The sequence below is a fragment of the Chitinophaga ginsengisoli genome, from assembly GCF_003014595.1.
GTDB classification, from domain to species: Bacteria; Bacteroidota; Bacteroidia; order Chitinophagales; family Chitinophagaceae; genus Chitinophaga; species Chitinophaga ginsengisoli.
In genome coordinates this window covers 126,618-147,114 of the sequence record NZ_PYGK01000010.1, presented here as the reverse complement: position 1 = coordinate 147,114, position 20,497 = coordinate 126,618, and the positions used below count along the sequence as shown (strand labels likewise).

Annotated in this window: 22 protein-coding genes and 1 tRNA gene; 15 read left to right on the top strand and 8 right to left on the bottom strand. The window is 45.5% G+C overall.

The genetic code is table 11. From position 1 onward, the window contains the following. Positions 1–56 precede the first annotated feature (56 nt). The 3 genes from ccsA to CLV42_RS22380 are packed head-to-tail and all read left to right on the top strand — an operon-like array spanning position 57 to position 2,422. Positions 57–719: a cytochrome c biogenesis protein CcsA gene (gene ccsA / locus CLV42_RS22390; RefSeq protein WP_106604152.1), complete on the top strand. Its 663-nt coding sequence runs from the start codon at positions 57–59 to the stop codon at positions 717–719. Further along, positions 716–967 carry a CcmD family protein gene (locus tag CLV42_RS22385; protein ID WP_106604151.1) on the top strand — a complete coding sequence of 84 codons (252 nt, stop codon included), beginning with the start codon at positions 716–718 and terminating at the stop codon, positions 965–967. The genes ccsA and CLV42_RS22385 overlap by 4 nt, the downstream gene beginning before the upstream one ends. 36 nt (positions 968–1,003) lie before the next feature. Then, the gene (locus CLV42_RS22380) at positions 1,004–2,422 is read left to right on the top strand and encodes a Glu/Leu/Phe/Val family dehydrogenase (RefSeq protein ID WP_106604150.1); all 1,419 of its coding nucleotides are present in this window, start codon (positions 1,004–1,006) and stop codon (positions 2,420–2,422) included. 227 nt (positions 2,423–2,649) lie between these two features. Here the strand turns inward: CLV42_RS22380 and CLV42_RS22375 are convergent, their stop codons facing one another. After that, on the bottom strand, positions 2,650–3,093 hold the full coding sequence (locus CLV42_RS22375) for a type I restriction enzyme HsdR N-terminal domain-containing protein (RefSeq protein ID WP_106604149.1): 444 nt from the start codon (positions 3,091–3,093) through the stop codon (positions 2,650–2,652). Positions 3,094–3,208: 115 nt separating this feature from the next. Between CLV42_RS22375 and CLV42_RS22370 the strand changes: the two genes are divergently transcribed. The 4 genes from CLV42_RS22370 to CLV42_RS22355 all read left to right on the top strand — a co-directional run bounded on the left by CLV42_RS22370 (position 3,209) and on the right by CLV42_RS22355 (position 7,640). After that, complete coding sequence (locus CLV42_RS22370; RefSeq protein ID WP_106604148.1) at positions 3,209–3,979, top strand: AMP nucleosidase; 771 nt, start codon at positions 3,209–3,211, stop codon at positions 3,977–3,979. A 15-nt stretch (positions 3,980–3,994) separates the two neighbouring features. After that, on the top strand, positions 3,995–5,743 hold the full coding sequence (locus tag CLV42_RS22365) for an ABC transporter ATP-binding protein (RefSeq protein WP_106604147.1): 1,749 nt from the start codon (positions 3,995–3,997) through the stop codon (positions 5,741–5,743). A 91-nt stretch (positions 5,744–5,834) separates the two neighbouring features. Further along, a complete protein-coding gene (gene queA / locus CLV42_RS22360; protein WP_089835339.1) occupies positions 5,835–6,884 on the top strand; it encodes a tRNA preQ1(34) S-adenosylmethionine ribosyltransferase-isomerase QueA in 1,050 nt (349 codons plus the stop codon). A gap of 72 nt (positions 6,885–6,956) precedes the next feature. Further along, the gene (locus tag CLV42_RS22355) at positions 6,957–7,640 is read left to right on the top strand and encodes a 2-C-methyl-D-erythritol 4-phosphate cytidylyltransferase (protein WP_106604146.1); all 684 of its coding nucleotides are present in this window, start codon (positions 6,957–6,959) and stop codon (positions 7,638–7,640) included. Between the two features lie 10 nt (positions 7,641–7,650). Here the strand turns inward: CLV42_RS22355 and CLV42_RS22350 are convergent, their stop codons facing one another. Continuing rightward, positions 7,651–8,631, bottom strand: coding sequence for a Gfo/Idh/MocA family oxidoreductase (locus CLV42_RS22350; RefSeq protein ID WP_106604145.1), 981 nt, complete (start codon positions 8,629–8,631; stop codon positions 7,651–7,653). Positions 8,632–8,694: 63 nt separating this feature from the next. Further along, the gene (gene radC, locus CLV42_RS22345) at positions 8,695–9,405 is read right to left on the bottom strand and encodes a RadC family protein (RefSeq protein ID WP_106604247.1); all 711 of its coding nucleotides are present in this window, start codon (positions 9,403–9,405) and stop codon (positions 8,695–8,697) included. A gap of 242 nt (positions 9,406–9,647) precedes the next feature. On the opposite strand from radC, the gene CLV42_RS22340 reads away from it, so the two are divergent. From CLV42_RS22340 to CLV42_RS22325, 4 genes are all read left to right on the top strand, one after another. Then, the gene (locus CLV42_RS22340) at positions 9,648–10,592 is read left to right on the top strand and encodes a ribose-phosphate pyrophosphokinase (protein ID WP_106604144.1); all 945 of its coding nucleotides are present in this window, start codon (positions 9,648–9,650) and stop codon (positions 10,590–10,592) included. A gap of 42 nt (positions 10,593–10,634) precedes the next feature. Next, positions 10,635–11,216, top strand: coding sequence for a 50S ribosomal protein L25 (locus CLV42_RS22335; RefSeq protein WP_106604143.1), 582 nt, complete (start codon positions 10,635–10,637; stop codon positions 11,214–11,216). A gap of 150 nt (positions 11,217–11,366) precedes the next feature. Then, on the top strand, positions 11,367–11,942 hold the full coding sequence (pth, locus tag CLV42_RS22330) for an aminoacyl-tRNA hydrolase (protein WP_106604142.1): 576 nt from the start codon (positions 11,367–11,369) through the stop codon (positions 11,940–11,942). A gap of 63 nt (positions 11,943–12,005) precedes the next feature. Then, a complete protein-coding gene (locus tag CLV42_RS22325; RefSeq protein ID WP_106604141.1) occupies positions 12,006–12,617 on the top strand; it encodes a fumarylacetoacetate hydrolase family protein in 612 nt (203 codons plus the stop codon). 312 nt (positions 12,618–12,929) lie between these two features. Here CLV42_RS22325 and CLV42_RS22320 read toward each other — a convergent pair whose 3' ends face one another. Next, entirely contained in the window at positions 12,930–13,364 is a 435-nt protein-coding gene (locus CLV42_RS22320) for a MarR family winged helix-turn-helix transcriptional regulator (protein ID WP_106604140.1), read from the bottom strand. 69 nt (positions 13,365–13,433) lie between these two features. Here CLV42_RS22320 and CLV42_RS22315 point away from each other — a divergent pair, with 69 nt between their 5' ends. Both CLV42_RS22315 and CLV42_RS22310 read left to right on the top strand, forming a co-directional pair. Beyond that, a complete protein-coding gene (locus tag CLV42_RS22315) occupies positions 13,434–15,563 on the top strand; it encodes an alpha-ketoacid dehydrogenase subunit alpha/beta (protein WP_245901717.1) in 2,130 nt (709 codons plus the stop codon). A 94-nt stretch (positions 15,564–15,657) separates the two neighbouring features. Continuing rightward, positions 15,658–15,731, top strand: a tRNA-Met gene (locus tag CLV42_RS22310). 119 nt (positions 15,732–15,850) lie between these two features. On the opposite strand, the gene CLV42_RS22305 is transcribed toward CLV42_RS22310, so the two are convergent. The 3 genes from CLV42_RS22305 to CLV42_RS22295 form a co-directional block, all read right to left on the bottom strand. Continuing rightward, entirely contained in the window at positions 15,851–16,189 is a 339-nt protein-coding gene (locus CLV42_RS22305; protein WP_106604139.1) for a hypothetical protein, read from the bottom strand. A 38-nt stretch (positions 16,190–16,227) separates the two neighbouring features. Continuing rightward, a complete protein-coding gene (locus tag CLV42_RS22300; RefSeq protein WP_106604138.1) occupies positions 16,228–16,602 on the bottom strand; it encodes a hypothetical protein in 375 nt (124 codons plus the stop codon). Positions 16,603–17,091: 489 nt separating this feature from the next. Then, positions 17,092–17,304 (bottom strand): hypothetical protein, encoded by a 213-nt coding sequence (locus CLV42_RS22295; protein ID WP_106604137.1) that lies wholly within the window; start codon positions 17,302–17,304, stop codon positions 17,092–17,094. 84 nt (positions 17,305–17,388) lie between these two features. Here CLV42_RS22295 and CLV42_RS22290 point away from each other — a divergent pair, with 84 nt between their 5' ends. Beyond that, positions 17,389–18,156, top strand: a complete 768-nt coding sequence (locus tag CLV42_RS22290; RefSeq protein WP_106604136.1) for a glucose 1-dehydrogenase — start codon at positions 17,389–17,391, stop codon at positions 18,154–18,156. An 87-nt stretch (positions 18,157–18,243) separates the two neighbouring features. Beyond that, positions 18,244–18,861 (top strand): Crp/Fnr family transcriptional regulator, encoded by a 618-nt coding sequence (locus tag CLV42_RS22285; protein WP_245901716.1) that lies wholly within the window; start codon positions 18,244–18,246, stop codon positions 18,859–18,861. Positions 18,862–19,041: 180 nt separating this feature from the next. On the opposite strand, the gene CLV42_RS22280 is transcribed toward CLV42_RS22285, so the two are convergent. Then, positions 19,042–20,457, bottom strand: coding sequence for an aldehyde dehydrogenase family protein (locus tag CLV42_RS22280; RefSeq protein ID WP_106604134.1), 1,416 nt, complete (start codon positions 20,455–20,457; stop codon positions 19,042–19,044). Between the last annotated feature and the right edge of the window lie 40 nt (positions 20,458–20,497).

Sequence of the window (20,497 nt, the reverse complement as noted above, 5' to 3'; positions counted from 1 at the left end):
GAATTTTGTGATTAGTGATAAAACGTGTAGGTTTGCCCACAATATAGTTGGTTCAAATGGCAAAGCATTGGTGGAAAGCTCTAGCGGTATTACTCCTTGTCTATGTAATCATAGCGGGATTTACAATTGAAATACCGATTATCGGCACAAACGGGCAGTCTTCCCGCGGCCTCTTCTTTCACGTTCCTATGTGGATGTGCATGTACACCATGTTTACGATCTCCGTAGTCAATTCCGTTCTCTATCTTTCTAAATACGACCTCCGCAGAGATGTATATGCCAGCGCAGCAGCCAATGTAGGCGTGTTTTATGGTATTCTGGGTTTCGCAACAGGTACACTATGGGCTACCTACACATGGGGAGGCTCCTTTACCAGCGATCCCAAACAGATGCTGACCGCTGTGGCACTCATGATCTATATGGCTTATCTCGTACTGCGTCTGTCCATCCCTGACATTGACAAACGCGCCAGGATCTCAGCCGTATTTAACGTTTTCGCATTCGCTTTGTTGATTCCCTTAACGTATATCATCCCACGTATGGTGGATTCCCTTCATCCCGGAAGCGCCACCACGCCTGGATTTGCATCCAGTGACACCGACGACCATATGAGAATGGTATTATACCCGGCATTCATTGGTTGGGTCTTGTTGAGTGTATGGATCTATACCCTGTTTGTACGGTATAAAAAACTAGAGCTAAAAAATATTTTTAAATGATCAACAAAGCGTTTTCTTTCTGCTGTACCTGCTTACTGTTACTCGTTTCTCTTTTCGCTAATGCGCAGGAAAACCAGAATCAGAATACGGAGACAGGGCCTGTAAACGAATTTTTCCGGAGCAATGGCAAGATATATGTTATAGTAGGAGTGCTACTGATTATCTTTATCGGCATTGTGATCTTTTTGATAGCGCTCGACCGGAAAATAACCAGGCTGGAACGACGGGACGGCATCCACGGCAAATAAGTCCAACTCTACATATTTTACCAAAACAATTGTCTTATGGCGCAAGAGCAACATTATGACTTCTTTAAGAGCGTAGAAAGAAGTTTTGACAAAGCCGCAAAATTCACGAAATGGGAAAACGGGATTCTTGAACAGATCAAGGCCTGCAATGCTGTGTACCAGATTAAATTCCCGGTACGCATTGGGGACAAGATCGAAGTAATAGAAGCCTACCGCGTTCAACACTCACACCACAAACTGCCCTGTAAAGGTGGTATCCGTTTCAGCGATGCCGTTAACCAGGATGAGGTAATGGCGCTCGCTGCGCTCATGACCTACAAATGCGCTATCGTAAACGTTCCTTTTGGCGGCGCCAAAGGAGGTATCAAGATCAATCCACGTAACTATTCCCCATTCCAGTTGGAAAACATTACCCGCCGTTACACCGCGGAACTGGTAAAGAAGAATTTCATCGGACCCGGAGTGGATGTTCCTGCCCCTGACTATGGTACCGGTGAAAGGGAAATGAGCTGGATCCTGGATACTTACATGAGCCTCCGTCCGGGCGAAGTAGACGGTTACGGTTGCGTAACCGGTAAACCGGTTTCCCAGGGCGGTGTACGTGGCCGTAAAGAAGCTACCGGTCTTGGCGTATTCTTTGGTTTGCAGGAACTCTGCAACATCAAGGAAGATATGAGCCGTATCGGTCTCGAACCGGGTATCATCGGTAAAAGAGTGATCGTACAGGGTATGGGTAATGTGGGTTACCATGCTGCTAAATATTTTCATGAAGCAGGTGCTATCATCGTAGGCCTGATAGAATGGGATGGCGCATTGTACAGCGAAAAAGGCCTGGATCCTGATGCCGTGCTGAAACACAGGGCTGAAACAGGTTCCATTGTTAACTTCCCGGGTGCAAAAACACTGGCAGCAAATGGAGAAGGCCTGGAAATGGATTGTGATATCCTGATACCAGCAGCGCTGGAGAACGTGATCCACAAAGAGAACGCTCCACGTATCAAGGCTAAAATAATCGGTGAAGGTGCTAACGGCCCTATCACTCCGGAAGCAGATGAGATCCTGAACAAGAAAGGTGTTATCGTAGTACCTGACATGTTCCTCAACGCCGGCGGTGTGACCGTTTCTTACTTCGAATGGTTGAAAAACCTCAGCCACGTGCGTTATGGCCGTCTGGGAAAACGCTTCGATGAGAATATGAATATCCACATCCTGGGTGTGATCGAAGACCTCACCGGAAAAAAAGTATCAGAAAGAGAAAGGAAATTTATTGCACACGGTGCAGATGAAGTTGATCTGGTGTATTCCGGTCTGGAAGAAACCATGCATGCTGCACTGCATGAAGTGCGGACTATCATGGTCAATCACCCTGATATTCACGATATGCGTACCGCCGCATACGTATGTGCTATCGATAAAGTGGGAGCTGCTTACGACCAGTTAGGTATTTTCCCTTGATATGTATATCAATATAAAAGTTTACAAAAGAGGGTGTATCTTTGCAGGGTACACCCTCTCTTTATATCATTTTCTCTATTTTGTTCTGATATTAAGTCCAACTCAAGTCCACCTCATCTCCACCTTAAGTCCACCCTTACTTCATGTATACAAGGGCGATAGTACTGGGTTTAACCAGATCATCCCCAAGTAACAGGCCATTAAAAACAAGCCATGTTAAAATAATATCACAAATGAGCAGGTAACTGTGCTATGAATTGCCATTGTTGTGCATCTATCATATGTTGGCAACAGAAGGTGTTTACCCCGTTGGTGATGACCAGGTAAGCCGTTGGCAGTACCATATGGTAACGGACGATCTGCTCCAGCGTGCTTTGGGTAAGTGGCACGTCCATCTCCTTACACTCCACGATCATCCAGGGCTGCATATCTCTATTATAAACGACAATATCACATCGCTTCCGGAGTTCCCCCAGGTATATTTCCTTCTCTATACCGATCAGCGAAGCAGGATATCCAAGGATGCTCACCAGGTAATTAAGAAAGTTCTGCCGTACCCATTCCTCCGGAGTCAATACCACATGCTTTTTACGGAAACGGTCAAAAATGAGCGTTTTACCATTCTCCTGTACAATTTTGAAATCCGGTGCGGGAAACTCAATAGCGATCATACCACAAAGATAACTGATAGATGCCCTTTACTAATGCAAGACGTAACACATGATTAACACTACCGGAAGGGCCTGAGATCGGAGATTTTTCCGTATATTCGTTTGCCAAAAGGCTATGAAGACAAAAGAAGACATTGTAGCTAACTGGCTCCCGCGCTACACAGGAGAAAAGCTGGAGAACTTTGGCTCCCACATCCTGCTCACCAACTTTAGTAATTACCTCACTTATTTCGCTGAATGGCACAATACAGAAATTATAGGTGTCGGAAGACCCATGCAATGTGCTACTGCAGATGATATCACTATTATCAACTTTGGTATGGGAAGCCCCAGTGCGGCAACAGTAATGGACCTCCTCAGTGCTATCCATCCGAAAGCTGTATTGTTCCTTGGTAAATGCGGTGGACTGAAGAAAAAGAACAGCATTGGTGACCTGATACTCCCTATCGCAGCCATAAGAGGGGAGGGTACTTCCAATGACTATTTCCCTGCCGAAGTGCCGGCCCTGCCGTCTTTCGCCCTCCAGAAAGTAATTTCCACCACCATCCGCGAATACGGTTGTGATTACTGGACGGGTACCTGCTACAGTACCAACCGCAGGGTGTGGGAACATGATGTGGAGTTCAAGCGTTATCTTGAAAAGATCAGGGCAATGGCCATAGATATGGAAACAGCCACCATCTTTTCTGTCGGCTTCTTCAACAAGATCCCTACCGGCGCCTTATTACTGGTATCCGACCAGCCAATGATCCCTGAAGGAGTAAAAACAGAAGAAAGCGACAGGAAAGTGACCACCGAATATGTGGAGAGACATATCCGGATTGGCATTGATTCCCTGAAGAATCTGATTAACAGTCACCAGACAGTGAAGCACCTCCGGTTCTAACACCGTTTTCTCAATATGCAGCAACCATTATTATCTATCCGGCATCTGACGGTTTCTTTTGGCAGCGTAAAGGCTGTCAATGATATTTCACTGGACATTATGCCGGGTGAGATCGTAGGCATTGTAGGTGAATCCGGTTCGGGGAAATCCGTAACCGCATTATCGCTTATGCGCCTGCTGCAACATCCCGGTAAGATAACCGGGGGGAACCTGCTGTATCAGTTGAGAGGGAGTAAGGTGCCTGTGCAGGATATTGTCCGTCTGTCTGAACCAGAGCTGCGTTCCTGGCGGGGTAATGAAATCGCCATGATCTTCCAGGAGCCAATGACCTCTCTGAACCCGCTACATAAATGTGGCTACCAGGTGATGGAAGCCTTGCATCTGCATAAAAAACTAAACAAGGAAGCAGCGCGGCTGCAAACACTGGCCTTATTCAAACAGGTCCGCCTGCCGGATCCTGAGTTATTGATGGAGAGATATCCCCATCAGCTATCCGGTGGACAAAAACAACGGGTCATGATAGCAATGGCCATCAGCTGCCAGCCCCGTTTGCTGATAGCCGACGAACCTACTACTGCCCTGGATGTAACCGTTCAGAAGACCATCCTGGAACTGCTGAAAGAACTGCAGCGTCAGACAGGTATGAGCGTGATCTTTATTACGCACGACCTGGGCGTTATCGCAGAAATAGCCGACAGGGTAGCGGTAATGTACAAGGGGCGCATTGTAGAAGAGGGCACTGTGCAGGAATTGTTCACCCATCCGAAGCATCCCTATACAAAAGGGTTGCTGGCCTGCAGGCCGCCATTAGACAAACGGCTGTTCAGGCTCCCCGTAACACGGGATTTTATGGAGATAGATCCTCAGGGCAATATTGTTGAAAAAGCACAGGAAGTAAAAGCATTCGTCCATAGTCTGGAGGTACCCCAGGATATTATCCTCAATAGAGAACAACAGTTATCACAGCGTCCGGCTTTGCTGGAAGTGAAGGAGCTGCATACCTGGTTCCCGGCAAGGAAGAACATTTTCGGAAAGGTGCTTAGCTGGACCAAGGCTGTCAACGGTGTGAGTTTTGACGTCAGGGAAGGGGAGACGATGGGACTCGTGGGCGAGTCCGGTTGTGGTAAAACCACATTGGGCAGGACCTTGCTGCGCCTGGTAGAACCAACATCAGGCAGTATTCTCTACAAAGGGAGAGACATCACCACTTTACCGGCAGCCGAACTGCGGGACCTGCGTAAAGATATTCAGATCATCTTCCAGGACCCTTATTCGTCTCTTAATCCACGTCTGCCCATAGGACAGGCCATTCAGGAGCCCATGAAAGTGCATGGCTTATATGGTAATGAGGTCAGTCGCCGGGAAAAGGTAAAGGAGTTGCTGGAAAAGGTGAACCTGCTGCCGGAACATTATGACCGGTATCCGCATGAGTTCTCCGGAGGGCAGCGGCAGCGTATTGTGATTGCCCGGGCCCTGGCACTGAACCCTTCCTTTATCATCTGCGACGAGTCTGTTGCTGCTTTAGACGTCAGTATACAGGCCCAGGTGCTGAATTTGCTGATGCAATTGAGGGAAGAGTTCGGATTTACCAGTATCTTTATCTCTCACGACCTGTCGGTCGTACGTTTTATCAGCGACCGGATGATGGTGATGAACAGGGGGCGAATTGAAGAAGCGGGTCCGGCTGCTGAGGTCTATGAAAATCCGCAGAGTGCATATACAAAGCAGCTAATTAATTCTATACCTAAAAATATTTATGTATAAACTTGTGAATGACAATCTTACTATAATCATTTTTGATAGATTGTATAATAATCAATACCTTTGCAGCCTTTAAATTTATTCATACCGTAATATGAAACTATCACAGTTTAGATTCGATCTTCCTTTAAATCTGATTGCACAGCACCCTTCCAAAACAAGAGATGAAGCACGTTTGATGGTGGTAAACCGTGCCACCGGAAAAATTGAGCACAAAGTTTTCCGTGATATTATCAACTACTTCAACGATAAGGATGTCATGGTGGTGAACAACACCAAGGTATTCCCTGCACGTCTTTATGGCCGTAAGGAAAAAACCGGTGCAAAGATTGAGGTTTTCCTGTTGCGTGAGCTGAACAAGCAGAACCGCCTATGGGATGTAATAGTAGATCCTGCCCGTAAGATAAGGGTAGGTAATAAATTATACTTTGGCGATGACGAATCGCTGGTAGCAGAGGTAATTGATAACACCACTTCCCGTGGCCGTACTATCCGTTTCCTGTTCGAAGGTAATGACGATGAGTTCAAGCAGGTGCTCGACACCCTGGGTGAAACGCCACTGCCTAAGTACATCAAACGTAAGCCGGAAGATGAGGATAAGGAACGTTATCAGACCGTATATGCTAAGTACGAAGGCGCCGTAGCAGCACCAACTGCTGGTCTGCACTTTAGCCGCGAGCTGATCAAACGTCTGGAGATCAAGGGTGTTAAATTTGCAGAAGTAACCCTGCACACCGGTTTGGGTACTTTCCGTCCGATTGAGGTGGAAGACCTGAGCAAGCATAAGATGGATGCTGAGTATTTCAACATCGACGAGTATGCTGTTAAGATTGTCAACAAAGCGAAAGAAGAAAACCGGAAGGTTTGTGCTATCGGTACCACTACCGTAAGAGCGGTAGAATCTTCCGTAACTGCGCAGAACCTGCTGAAAGCAGCAGAAGGATGGACGAACACGTTCATTCACCCTCCTTACGATTTCGCTATTCCGAATGCACTGGTTACCAACTTCCACCTGCCTAAGACAAGTCTACTGATCATGGTTTGCGCATTTGCAGGTTATGATCTGGTAATGGAAGCTTACCAGCAGGCAATCAAAGAAAAATACCGTTTCTTCAGCTATGGCGATGCCATGCTGATCATCTAAGCGATAACGAACTATTGAAAAAGGTCCTGTCTCGTATCCATACGGGACAGGACTATTCATGTAAGGCCATTTATGGAACAGCGTAATAAAATAGCGATCATTGTTGCCGGCGGGTCCGGTTCCCGTATGGGAAGCTCTATTCCCAAACAGTTCCTCGATCTGTCAGGGAAGCCCGTATTATGGCATACCGTGAATGCATTTGTAAGTGCTTTCAACGATATCCGTATTGTATTGGTATTGCCGGAAGTGCATTTTGGATATGTTGAACCCTGGCTACATGAATTTAATACAAGCGCTAACGTTACACTGGTAAAAGGAGGAGAAACCCGTTTCCATTCTGTGAGGAATGGTTTGCAGGAAGTGAAGATGCCTTCTGTTGTGTTTGTACACGACGGGGTACGTCCGCTGATCAGCACTTCACTGATCCGTACCTGTTACGAAGCAGCTTTAACGAAAGGAAGCGCTATTCCCGTTATTGATATGAAGGATAGTATCCGGCAGGTGGAAGGAGAGGAGAATAAAGCGGTAGACCGCGAACAGTTCAAGATTATACAGACCCCACAGACGTTTTTGTCGGAATGGTTGTTGCCTGCGTTTGAATTACCTTATGATCCGTTGTTTACGGATGAAGCGACAGTAGTAGAGCGGCAAGGTCATCGTGTACACCTGGTACCCGGAGAAGAAGCGAATATAAAGATCACGCGCCCGCTTGATCTGACGATTGCCAGCGCTTTATTGAAAGAAAAGAATAGCTAGTTTATAGTTATTAAGCTACGTCTGCAGACAGGCTCTTATTGATCTTCGCCAGGATCTGGTGAGCAACCTCCATGGCCTGTAAGCCATCTATTGCATTCACCGGCACAGGCTTGTTGAAGAGGATACTGTCACGGAATAGTTCCAGCTCCATACGGATAGCATTTACCTGTTTGATCTCCGGATTGTCAATAGCGATGGTCTTTTTACCAGAATTGGTATCTATATCCAGTGTAAAGAGTCCCTCATCTTCAGGCGTTTTCAGCTTGATGATTTCGGTCTTTTTATCGAGAAAGTCAATCCCTATGTAGGCATCTTTCTGGAACAGGCGCATTTTACGCATTTTCTTCAGGGAGATGCGGCTGGAAGTCAGGTTTGCTACGCAGCCATTGTGGAATTCTATTCTGACATTGGCGATGTCGGGAGTATCGCTCATGACAGCTACGCCACTGGCAGAGATGCGGTTGACGGTGGATTGTACGATGCTCAGGACGATATCAATATCGTGGATCATCAGGTCGAGGATCACGCTGACATCTGTACCACGGGGATTGAATTCCGCCAGGCGGTGTACCTCGATGAACATAGGTTTCAGTTCATGTCCTTTGAGGGCAAGGAAGGCCGGGTTGAAGCGTTCTACGTGGCCCACCTGGAATTTGATGTTGGCTTCTTCCACCAGTTTTACCAGTGTTTTAGCCTCTTCCATGGTGTTGGTCATCGGCTTTTCCACGAAGATGTGTTTCCCGTTACGGATGGCCTGTTCACATAATTTGAAGTGCTGTGTAGTAGGAGCGATGATATCTATCGCGTCTGATGCCTGTATCAATTCTTCCGCGGAGGCGAATCTCGGAATCGGGTACTGCTGCGCTACACTGTCGGCATTGGCATTGCTTGGATCAAAAAAACCGACTATTTCTACGTCTTTCATAGTGGCCCATTGGGATAGATGTATCTTGCCCAGGTGCCCCACACCGAAGATTCCTATTTTGAGCATGTTAGTATCTGATAATAAAATAATTGCGAATGTAAGGAAAAAGAAGAGTATTATATCGAGATATTATATGATGAATCCTTCCTCTGCCATACTGCAATAACCGGCCTCAGACACTATGATGTGGTCCAGTATGCGGATATCAAATAAGCTGCCTGCCTGTATGAGTTTTTTGGTGGTGTGAATATCTGTTGTACTTGGGCGCAGATTGCCGGATGGGTGGTTGTGACAGAGTATCAGTTGTGTAGCGCTCAGCTCAATAGCGGCCTTAAAAATGTGGCCGACATCTATGACGGTACCGGCTACGCCTCCATTGCTGATGCAACGGTGCTCCAATACACGGCAGGCGTGGTTGAGATAGAGTACATGAAATGACTCATAAGGAGCATCGCCTAGTATCGGCTTAAAATAGAGGGCCGCATCGGCGCCGGTGCGGATCGTCTTTTTAGCATGCATATAACCAGCCTGCCTGCGGCGGGCCAGTTCCATGGCGGCTACAATGGTGGTGGCTTTAGCGATGCCAACACCTTGTATCTTTTTTAGCTGATGTACATTCAGCTTGGCCATTTCACCGAGATTATCGGAAGACAGGCGTAATATTTCCTGGGCAAGGGACACTGCAGACTTCTGTTTATGACCATTGTTAAGCAGAATAGCTAATAGTTCTGCATCACTGAGAGCAGTGCATCCTTTATTGATCAGTTTTTCCCGTGGTTTATCGTCTACCGCCCAATCTTTGATTGCGACGTGATTTGTTGGGTTAACTATCATTTCCATTTTGCTAAAATTATTAGCAAATGTATCCCTTTCCCTCCGGTTTTTTTTCACTTCCCCCAATTTAATTTAAATTAGCCTACCAATAAGGAACCACAATATAAAGTGTGAATGTAAGGCATTGTAAATAATCACGTTATCTATTTGGGAAATACAGGAATTGTGTACCATAGGGTATAATGACTAAAAAAATAAGAAATAGCTACTCCAAAAAGCATAGTTTTGCAACCTCTTTCTATTAATCCATGCAACCATCAGTAAAAATTTTCACAGGGAACAGTAATACAGCTCTTGCAGAAAAAATTGCAAAGCGTTACGGTAACGGTCTTGGTAAGCTGACCATTCAGAAGTTCAGCGATGGCGAGTTCCAGCCAATTTATATGGAAAGTATCCGCGGTGATTATGTTTTCCTGATACAAAGTACCAATGCCCCTTCAGACAACCTGATGGAGCTGTTGATGATGATAGACGCGGCGAAAAGGGCCTCAGCAGGTTATATCACTGCTGTGATCCCTTACTTTGGTTTCGCACGGCAGGACAGGAAGGACAAGCCCAGGGTGGCTATAGCCTCCAAACTGGTAGCTAACCTGTTGACTTCAGCAGGTGCTAATCGTGTGATAACCATGGATTTGCATGCTCCTCAGATCCAGGGCTTCTTTGACATCCCGGTAGATCACCTGGACAGTTCCGCAATTTTCATCCCGTACATTGAGAATTTGAAGCTGGAAAATCTTACCTTTGCGTCCCCTGATGTGGGTAGTACCAACAGGGTAAGGGAAGTAGCAGCCTATTTCAATGCTGAAATGGTGATCTGTGATAAGCACCGTAAGCGTGCCAATGAAATTGCTTCCATGGTGGTGATAGGAGATGTGAAAGACAGGGATATTGTATTGATAGATGACATCTGCGACACTGCAGGTACATTGACCAAGGCAGCTAATCTGTTGAAAGAGAAAGGGGCAAGAAGTGTGAGAGCATTTTGTACCCACCCGGTGTTGAGTGGCAAGGCTTACGAAAACATCGAGAACTCCGTACTGGAAGAGCTGGTAATATGCGACACAATGCCGCTAAAACAGCAGAGTGCTAAGATCAAAGTGATCAGTGTGGCGGACCTCTTTGCAGTAGCCATCCGCAATATGCACGAAAACAGGTCTATCACGAACCTGTTCGTTCATAGTCACCGGAGGTAATAAGAACAAGCATTATTTATAACAATCATAAATGTTTAATCAATGAAAACGATAACAATCGAAGGACAACTCAGGAGCGAATTTGGCAAAAAAGCCACCCGCCAGGTACGTTCTGAGGGACAAGTGCCTTGTGTTATTTACGGGGGTGCAGAAACCGTAAGTTTTTCAGCTCCGGCAGTATCTTTCAAGGATCTGGTGTATACACCTGATTTTCAGATCGCTGAAATCAAAATAGGTAGCAAAACCTATAAATGTGTATTGAAAGACAAACAGTTTGACACTGTTACCGACGAACTGGCTCACATCGACTTCCTGGAAATGGTAGAAGATAAGCCTGTTGCTGTTACGCTGCCAATCAGAATTACCGGTCAGTCCGAAGGTGTTAAAGCCGGTGGTAAACTGGTAGTTAAGATCAAAGCGCTGAAAGTGAAGGCACTGCCTAAATACCTGCGTGAGAACGTTGAGGTGAACATCGACAACTTGCAGCTGAACGGTAACATCCGTGTAGAAGATGTGGTTGCTGAGAACATCGAGATCCTGAACTCTCCGCGTATTCCTATCGCTTCCGTAGTAATGACTCGTCAGCTGCGTCAGGAAGAAGCTGCAGACAGCAAAAAGAAATAAGTTTTCTTTCAGAATATTTTACAAAAAGTCCTGTTCCGGCTCGTCCGGGATGGGACTTTTTCTATTTTTGCCCTGCGTTACGTTTCCTCGTTCCTTTCGTATATATAGGCAGGGCGTAATGCAGATGTTTAGCATTAAAATTGTAATCCGATGAAATACCTGATAGTAGGATTAGGTAATATAGGTGCAGAATACGAGCATACACGCCACAATATAGGGTTTGATATTGCCGATGCTTTCGTGGAAAAGCATGGAGGTAGTTACCGGAATGACCGTCTGGCTGATGTAGCCGAAGTGAAATGGAAGGGACGGACTTTTGTAGTTATCAAGCCCACCACGTACATGAACCTGAGCGGAAAGGCGGTGAAATACTGGATGGACAAAGAGAAAGTACCGCTGGAAAATATACTGGTATTAGTAGATGATCTGGCATTACCATTGGAAGTGATACGTCTTCGCGCTGGTGGTAGTGACGCCGGTCAGAACGGGCTGACAAGCATCCAGGAAATGTTGGGTACTAAAGAATATCCCCGTTTGCGTTTCGGTATCGGGAATAACTTTCCCCGTGGCCGGCAGGTAGAGTTTGTCTTGGGTAAATGGAGTAATGAGGAATGGGCTATTGTGATGGCTAAGCTGGGGAAATGTGTGGAACTGATCGAAAGTTTTGCGTCTGTGGGTTTACCGCGTACCATGAATATCTTTAATACCCTGGTCTATCCTTATTAGCCATAAATTTACGAAATCTGCTGTGATGCGTTTATTTAACCTTAAAACCAAGAAAAATCTGTCATGAAAATTATTTGTGTTGGAAGAAATTATGCTGATCATGCAAAGGAACTGAAAAACGAGGTACCAACCGAACCAGTGATTTTCATGAAGCCAAAGAATGCATTGTTACAGAACAATCATCCGTTCTACTATCCTGAATTTACCGACAATCTTCACTACGAATGTGAGTTGGTGTTGCGTATCAGCAAGAACGGTAAGCATATCCAGGAGAAATTTGCGGATAAATATTACGATCATATAGGTGTCGGCATTGACTTTACCGCCCGCGATCTGCAGGACAAGCAGAAGCAGAAAGGATTGCCCTGGGAGATCGCCAAAGCTTTTGATAATTCCGCTGTGGTAGGACAGTTCATTCCTATTACGCCGGAGATGGACAAGAAAGATATCAATTTCTGTCTCTATAAGAATAAGGAATTGATGCAGCAGGGTAATACCAAAGACCTGTTGTTCTCTTTTGATTTCCTTATTGCCTACATCTCAAAATTCTTCACCCTGAACATTGGGGACCTGGTATTTACAGGCACCCCTGCCGGCGTAGGACCGGTTGAGATAGGGGATACGCTGGAAGCATTTATTGAAAATGACAGCCTGCTGGAATTCATGATAAAATAAACGTCTGCAATTATAAAGAACGCTTAACGCCAACTGCTATCTGTTGCGTTAAGCGTTCTTGTTTAATGTACATCTCAGCGTCATGAAAGGGAATTTAGCACGACAGACAGTGTTATATACAACCAATGATGCACAATAATCCGCCCACCGCGCATGGCGCAGTGTATTACTAAACTGGCAGAACAAAACGACTATCCGGAAAGTTTCATTGATGAGGTGAAGGGCTGGCAGATAGCTTACGTTAACGACAGATGTCAGACGGTAACATTCATAGTCAGGACGTGCGTAGTCTTCAATTCACTGTTGTGGTTGTCAGGGAATATTATTGTAGATCACATCAAGTATCCTGGTCAGTTCAGCATAATCATTTTCAGTTAATCCCGCCCAACCTGTTTTTCGCATTTCCAGTACCAGGGGTCTTACATCCTTATACTTATCCGAGCCTTTGGTGGTCAGCTGGAGAAATACCTTACGGCGGTCATGCGTGGAGCCTTCCCTGATCACCAGTTCCTTTTTTACCAGCAGTTCAATAATGCGGGATACAGTGGTAATGTCTTTTGAGGTCACTCTGGCAAGCTCATTGTGGGTGATTTTCTTGTGCTTATAGAGGTTTTCAATTAATAACCACTGGTCTACAGTAATGTCTTTTTTGTGGGCGTCAAAGGTTTTTTGCCAGTAATTCCGTATCCGTTTTAAGGTAGCGTCCAACTTAAAAAAAGACGGATTGCTTACAAAAGTATCAGTCATATTCGTTAATTTGCAATAGCAATAGTTGCTTTAGCAACTAAAATAATCACACACCAAAACAATTCTTACGTGTTTAAAGATAGCATAAGTGTTCCAACTTTAAAAGCTGCTGTTCCCGGTAAGGAGCGGTCTTCCGGCAAACAGGCTACACTATTAAAGGCTTACCGCTTCATGTGTCAGGCGGTTGAGATGGCTGCCGTCTATGAAGCGAACCGCAATATCTGCAAATATGTACACTCCACTTCCCGCGGTCATGAAGCTATTCAGATAGCTGCCGGCATGCAGTTAAGTCCATGGGATTATGCCAGTCCTTACTACAGGGATGACAGCATGCTCCTGGCGATGGGTTTTACGCCGTATGAACTGATGCTGCAACTGCTGGCCAAAAGAGACGATCCTTCCTCCGGAGGGCGTTCTTATTACAGCCACCCGAGCAGTCTGGACCCCGAGAAGCCCTGCATTCCGCATCAGAGCAGCGCCACCGGCATGCAGGTGATCCCCTCCACCGGTATGGCGCAAGGTATCCGCTACCTGGAAAAGATAGGTGCTACTTCCTTAAGGACTGGACCTAAAGGGGAAGCGCCGGTAGTGCTTTGTTCCCTGGGTGATGGCAGTGTGACGGAAGGAGAGGTGAGTGAGGCCTGGCAGAGTGCTGTGTTATGGGAATTGCCCATTATTTACCTCGTACAGGACAATGAATGGGGTATTTCAGCCAGTGCAGAAGAAACCCGGGTAATGGATGCATATGAATATGCGGCCGGCTTTAAAGGCATGGAACGCATGCGTGTGGACGGTAGCAATTTCGAGGAATGCTTTCATGCAATGGGAGCCGCTATCGGTTATGTACGCCAGGAGCGGAAACCTATTTTAGTACACGCCTGTGTGCCTTTGTTAGGGCATCATACCTCTGGTGTAAGGAAGGAGTGGTACCGCACTGAAGAAGATCTCGCGCTGCATGCGGCAAAGGATCCCAAACCGCTGCTGAGAGAGCGCTTGCTGGAGATAGGTGTGTTGGAGAAGGATCTGTTGGCAATAGAGTCAGACACCCCAAAATACATCAGTCTTGAATTCGACCGGGCAAAAGAGGCATCAGACCCTACTGTTGATTCAGTAGCGGATCACATCTTTGCTCCGGCAGCTGTTACCGCTGAAAAAGGTAACAGGTTCCCCTCCAACGGTAATAAGGTAATGATGGTAGACGCCGCTCTGCACGCGGTAGAGGAGATTCTTCAACAGTATCCCGAAGCTATCTTTTTCGGTCAGGACGTAGGTCGCAGGCTCGGAGGCGTATTCCGGGAGGCAGCTACGCTGGCGGAAAAATTTGGCGATAACAGGGTGTACAACACCGCCATCCAGGAAGCCTATATCGTTGGTTCGACCGCCGGCCTTTCAGCTGTGGGTGTCAAACCCATAGTAGAGATCCAGTTTGCTGACTACATCTATCCTGGCTTTAACCAGCTGGTGACGGAGATCTCCAAATCCTGTTACCTGAGCAATGGAAAGTTCCCCGTGCAGACACTTATACGCGTCCCTATCGGCGCCTATGGTGGTGGCGGACCTTACCATTCCGGTAGCGTGGAATCTACCTTGCTGACCGTCAAAGGCATCAAAGTGGTATATCCTTCCAATGCCGCTGACATGAAAGGGTTGATGAAGGCCGCCTTCCTTGATCCTAATCCTGTGGTCATGCTGGAACACAAAGGTCTTTACTGGAGTAAGGTACCTGGCACACAGGGAGCCATCACTGTAGAACCAGACTCCGATTACGTATTACCATTAGGTAAAGGAAGAGTCGTGCAACCCGCCCATCCACGTGATCTGAAAAAAGGAGATACGCTCTGCGTTATCACTTATGGTATGGGCGTGTACTGGGCGCAGGCAGCCGCCACCCATTTCCCTGGTCAGGTAGAGATCATTGATCTGCGTACGCTATTCCCGCTGGACGAAGAACTGGTCTTCTCTACCGTTAAAAAACATGGCAAGGTGCTCATCTTAACAGAAGAACAACTGAATAATTCCTTTGTACAGGCACTCGCAGGACGGATTCAGCGCACTTGTTTCAAATCACTGGACGCACCGGTATTTACGCTGGGAGCCCTTGATCTGCCGGCGGTACCGATCAATACCATACTGGAAAATGCGATGTTGCCGAATCCTGAAAAGGTAGCGGCAGCTATGAGAGAATTGTTAGCTTATTAAATATTAGAAACTTTTTAAGGGTAGCTCTTGGCTTTTAGGAAATTCCCTATTATCTTTGCACTCCCGTTTTGGACGAGTGGAGCGGTGGAAATATGGCGAGGTAGCTCAGGCGGTTAGAGCGCAGGATTCATAACCCTGAGGTCAAGGGTTCAACTCCCTTTCTCGCTACACTGGTAAAAAGGCTTTCAAGCAGACGCTTGAAAGCCTTTTTCTTTAAGTGAAATTGAAATAATGTAGTCCCCGGTACTACTTCTAAATTATCCAATTCTATATTGTCGCTTAGATAATCAACATGGCAATTTTATTGGTGACAACAGCCAGGATGTGCCATCCTCTTCTTGTTTAACATGCCAGATAGTAACGCCAACTGTTAATTCCTTCGTTAATATATCACGTAGCATAAAAGGAGGAATCCACATGAGTTCTATTTTCCCGTCACCATACCAGCCTGCATCCAAAAACATTTCCCTTGCTATATTGATATATTCCTCCGCGTTATTCAAACACTCTTCAGGACTAATAGTGAAATTCAGGTTATCTATCCACTCATACGCTTCCACATTAAAGGTTCTCAATGTTTCTGGTGGATAGGTTATTATTTTACTTTTATCTCTTTGACTAGTCATATATTTTTCTTTTTCTGGTATAGCGGGATTTTTTCAAACTATTCATCAACTGAGACATGATTCCGGATCAAGTTGAATGTGGTAATCCTATTTGGTGATAAAAGCCAGGATACACCATCTTCTGATTGTTTAACATGCCAGATAGTAACGCCAAGTGTAGATGCCGCCGTTATTCCACCCTGCAACATGAAAGGAGGAATCCACATGAGTTCTATTTTTCCATCTCCTTCCCAGCCCGCATCCAAAAACATTTCCCTTGCTATACTGATATATTCTTCCGCGTTTTTCAAACACTCTTCCGGATTAATGGTGAAATTCAGGTTATCTATCCACTGATACGCTTCTACGATAAAGGTCCTTAAGGTCTCTGGCGGATAGGTTATTATTTTGCTCTTATCTCTTTGAGTATTCATATATTTTTACTTTTTTCTGGGTTTTAACCAATGTAATGTCAGGTAATCAGGAAGCTTAAAGATAGCAAATCTGATAGCAACAGGTTGGATTATCCGCCGGTCCCGCTACAATGTTAAAGGAATTAATGCAGGTTGATCCTCTTTATTTCAAACAAGATTCTTCTCCTAAAATTCATATAGTTACTATCTTTAAACCATGGGCCAGATTCTCAATATATTTAGCTGTCTTATCTCTTTTGTAGGTATTGTAAGTTCTATAACACTCCTTATAGAAGGATCACAACCTTGTGGTGGTGATGGATGTCTTATACACATCCTGCTTATTATTGGAGTAATTATGTTATTAATTTCAGCACCTATTTTTTTCTTTACACTTAGGCGTGAAGTTTTGAGATACAAGGCAAAAAGGCCTGAGTTATAACCTGAGACATTTCTTGCGTCAAAAGAACTCCGTGTAAAATAACTTACACGGAGTTTAATAATACATTATTACTCATCATCTTCTTCCGGCATAACCACATTCCCTTCATCTCTGAAATATTCATACGTTTCTAACCAGTCGATCCAGTATTCCATTTCCGGATGCATAGGAGGGAACATGTCATCTCCACGGAATGTACAGGAGGAACCAGCCTGAATGGTCAGTTTCGTTTTCAGGTTTTTGCTGCTTGTCTCCCTTTTATTTCGTCGGGATGGTGACATTTATCACACAAACTTATTATCAAATATCCTTGTGCTGTAGCGCAAATGTAGCTCAACTTTGGACTGTAATAAATCAATAACAAAATGAGATTAAAGGACAAAGTAGCCGTGGTAACCGGCGGCAACAGCGGCATAGGTTTTGGGATTGCCGAAGCATTCAGCAATGAAGGTGCTAAGGGTGCTATCACCGGCAGAAATCAGAAGACAATCGACGCTTCAGTGCAACAATTAGGGAAGAATTTCATCGGATTAAAAGGCGATGTAACCAATATGGACGATCTCGAAAATGTTTTCAAAACAACGTTCGAAAAATTTGGCAGGATTGATACCGTCGTGGTGAACGCGGGTGGGGTTGTTGATGGCACTCAAATGGATACCATTACCAGGACCGGAGAAGAGGGGTATGATCAATACATGGACCTGAACCTGAAAAGCGTCTACTTTACGGTGCAAAAAGCACTTCCATACCTGAATGACGGGAGCTCAATTGTACTCATCGGTTCCAGTGCCGGACATCGCGCCGCTCCGGGAATGGCGATTTACAGTGCAGCCAAAGCTGCTGTAGCGTCGCTTGCCAAAGGACTCTCCCTGGATTTAATGGAGAAGCGGATCAGAGTGAATGTACTTTCGCCCGGGACGATTGACACACCTGTATTCGACAAATTAGCGCCTAAAGACCAGGTTGATCAGGTGAAACAACTGTGGGTAAATCTTATCCCAGCTGGAAGAATTGGACAGCCGGCTGATATCGGACAAGCCGCCGTATTCCTGGCGTCTGACGAATCTTCGTTCATTCTTGGTACTGAGATCCTTGTAGATGGTGGTATGACAAATATCAGCCTGATGAAATAGTCAAAAGTCCAGGTGACAATCGTGTGCCCGTAGTACTCCTGCGGGCATTTTTTACAATTGCATGTTTCCCTAAGAATAACCCTGTTAATGATTTTGCATAGCTTTGTCAAAAGTGATGAAACTATGTTTGAGTCTTTTGCCGTTTATTTGAGAGAAGGGGCGGGGCTGAGCGATGAAGAACTGGACCTTGTGAAGCAAGTCACAATAGAGAAAAAGCTGCGTAAGCGTCAATACCTGCTCCAGGAAGGTGACGTTGCTCATTATAATTGTTTTGTCGCTAAAGGATGCCTGCGGCTGTACCGTATTGGTAAGGACGGATCAGAACATATCTTAAGATTCGCGGTTGAGAATTGGTGGATGAGTGATTATGAAAGCTATAATTCTGGCGATCCTGCAAAAGGTAATATCGATGCTATTGAGGACAGTGAATTATTGCTTATCAAAAAGCAGGATTTCGATGCGTTAACCAATACAATTGCTAAGTTTAGGCTATTTAGAGAAAGACTGGAGGCCAGAAGTTATGATGCCAGTCTGAAGAGAATAATGAGTAATATCAGTGAAACTGCTGAAGAGCGATATGTAAACTTTATTAAGTCTTATCCTCAATTCTACAGCCGGGTACCGTTGCACATGGTAGCTTCATTCCTTGGTGTTAGCCGTGAAACGCTTAGCCGTGTCAGGCTGCAATATTCGACCAACAAATGAATAAATTAGGTATAACAATAAAGGCTTCAGGTTACAAACCTGAAGCCTTTATTGTACGGTAACTGATATCTGCTGATGCATGGACAAGGCTTCTGTATGGTCATTACAAAAGCAGACGGTCATCAGTTTGGGGGAGCTCCCGCCTCTTGCTATTTAGATAATGAGTAAGCAATCAGTGAATTAAGAGATAAGCACCTTCACTTCCATAAACGCCTCCAATCCGAATGTACCATTCTCCCGTCCGATGCCTGAGTGCTTGAATCCGCCGAATGGCGCCAATGGATCATGTTTCAGTGTGTTGATCAATACCCTGCCTGCCTTAAGCTTAGATGCCACCTTTTCGGCATGACTTACATCTTTCGAACTGATATAAGCCATCAACCCATAATCAGTATCATTGGCAATAGCAATAGCCTCTTCCTCGTTACGGTATGGGATGACACTAAGAACCGGTCCAAAGATCTCTTCCCGTGCGATACGCATGTTATTGTTGACGCCCATAAAAATAGTAGGCTTCACATAAAAGCCGTCGCTAAGTCCCTCAGGACGACCTGGCCCACCCCATATTACTTCGGCGCCCTCTTCAATACCGATGCCGATATACTGTTGTATACGGTCATATTGCTTCTGGCTAGCAACCGGACCAACATTGATGCCATCATTATATGGCTTGCCTACTTTAAAGTTTCCGGTAGCCTTTAACAACGCTTCCCTTACCTCAGCCGTTTTGCCTTCAGGTATCAGTAAACGCGAACCTGCAATACATGCCTGTCCGTTGTTCATGAAAGATGCCTGCAGGGCCATGGGAATCGCTATAGAGAGGTCTGCATCATCTAAGATAATATTGGCAGATTTGCCACTGAGCTCTAATGTGAGTCTTTTCATCGTAGCGATTGATTGCTGCGCAATGATTTTTCCCACTTGTGTAGAACCGGTAAAAGCGATCTTTGTAACAGCCGGACTTTCCATCAGCGCCTTACTGATAACGTCTCCCCGTCCATTGACCATATTCACCACACCAGCAGGTAAGCCTGCCGCATCAATGCATTCCATGATGATCTGCGACTGCCAGGGGCTGAATTCACTCGGCTTGAGAATCACTGTACAACCTGCAGCCAGCGCAGGAGCGAGCTTCACTGCAATTGACCCGGAGCTGGAATTCCAGGGGGTAAATAGTGCTGCCACTCCTACCGGCTCCATCACAATTTTCGATTCATTGACCTTCTTTTCAAATGGATATTGTTCAAGGATTGATATATGACTTGAAAATGTAGTTGCAGCAAGCATGTTCGACCACTTTGCCCTCTCTTTGGTAGCACCATATTCAATAATGGTGGCTTCAATAAGATCATCCATCCTCTTCATAATCTCGTCATGGATCTTTTGAAGATAGGTAGCCCGTTCTTTTATCGTGCTTTGGGAATAGTGTTTAAAAGCTTCACTGGCCGCCGCAATAGCGTCATTTGTATCACTTTCGTTCGCGTAAGTGAGCTGCGCTACGACTGAACCATCCACAGGGCTAATGATATCTGCTTTCTCTGTTCCCTTCGGTGTAACAAATTGTCCGTTGATGTAAATGCGATCTATGTATTTCATTGTTCCTTTTTTAGCAAAATTACAGTGGCATGGGATAGTG

Coding starts and splice junctions, on each gene's coding strand:
- CLV42_RS22305 (WP_106604139.1), bottom strand. CDS start 16,189: ATGACTAGTCAAAGAGATAAAAGTAAAATAATAACCTATCCACCAGAA.
- CLV42_RS22280 (WP_106604134.1), bottom strand. CDS start 20,457: ATGAAATACATAGATCGCATTTACATCAACGGACAATTTGTTACACCG.
- CLV42_RS22285 (WP_245901716.1), top strand. CDS start 18,244: ATGATTTTGCATAGCTTTGTCAAAAGTGATGAAACTATGTTTGAGTCT.
- CLV42_RS22325 (WP_106604141.1), top strand. CDS start 12,006: ATGAAAATTATTTGTGTTGGAAGAAATTATGCTGATCATGCAAAGGAA.
- CLV42_RS22365 (WP_106604147.1), top strand. CDS start 3,995: ATGCAGCAACCATTATTATCTATCCGGCATCTGACGGTTTCTTTTGGC.
- CLV42_RS22385 (WP_106604151.1), top strand. CDS start 716: ATGATCAACAAAGCGTTTTCTTTCTGCTGTACCTGCTTACTGTTACTC.
- CLV42_RS22335 (WP_106604143.1), top strand. CDS start 10,635: ATGAAAACGATAACAATCGAAGGACAACTCAGGAGCGAATTTGGCAAA.
- CLV42_RS22300 (WP_106604138.1), bottom strand. CDS start 16,602: ATGAATACTCAAAGAGATAAGAGCAAAATAATAACCTATCCGCCAGAG.
- CLV42_RS22375 (WP_106604149.1), bottom strand. CDS start 3,093: ATGATCGCTATTGAGTTTCCCGCACCGGATTTCAAAATTGTACAGGAG.
- CLV42_RS22320 (WP_106604140.1), bottom strand. CDS start 13,364: ATGACTGATACTTTTGTAAGCAATCCGTCTTTTTTTAAGTTGGACGCT.
- CLV42_RS22380 (WP_106604150.1), top strand. CDS start 1,004: ATGGCGCAAGAGCAACATTATGACTTCTTTAAGAGCGTAGAAAGAAGT.
- CLV42_RS22370 (WP_106604148.1), top strand. CDS start 3,209: ATGAAGACAAAAGAAGACATTGTAGCTAACTGGCTCCCGCGCTACACA.
- CLV42_RS22355 (WP_106604146.1), top strand. CDS start 6,957: ATGGAACAGCGTAATAAAATAGCGATCATTGTTGCCGGCGGGTCCGGT.
- ccsA (WP_106604152.1), top strand. CDS start 57: ATGGCAAAGCATTGGTGGAAAGCTCTAGCGGTATTACTCCTTGTCTAT.
- pth (WP_106604142.1), top strand. CDS start 11,367: ATGAAATACCTGATAGTAGGATTAGGTAATATAGGTGCAGAATACGAG.
- radC (WP_106604247.1), bottom strand. CDS start 9,405: ATGGAAATGATAGTTAACCCAACAAATCACGTCGCAATCAAAGATTGG.
- CLV42_RS22340 (WP_106604144.1), top strand. CDS start 9,648: ATGCAACCATCAGTAAAAATTTTCACAGGGAACAGTAATACAGCTCTT.
- CLV42_RS22295 (WP_106604137.1), bottom strand. CDS start 17,304: ATGTCACCATCCCGACGAAATAAAAGGGAGACAAGCAGCAAAAACCTG.
- queA (WP_089835339.1), top strand. CDS start 5,835: ATGAAACTATCACAGTTTAGATTCGATCTTCCTTTAAATCTGATTGCA.
- CLV42_RS22350 (WP_106604145.1), bottom strand. CDS start 8,631: ATGCTCAAAATAGGAATCTTCGGTGTGGGGCACCTGGGCAAGATACAT.
- CLV42_RS22290 (WP_106604136.1), top strand. CDS start 17,389: ATGAGATTAAAGGACAAAGTAGCCGTGGTAACCGGCGGCAACAGCGGC.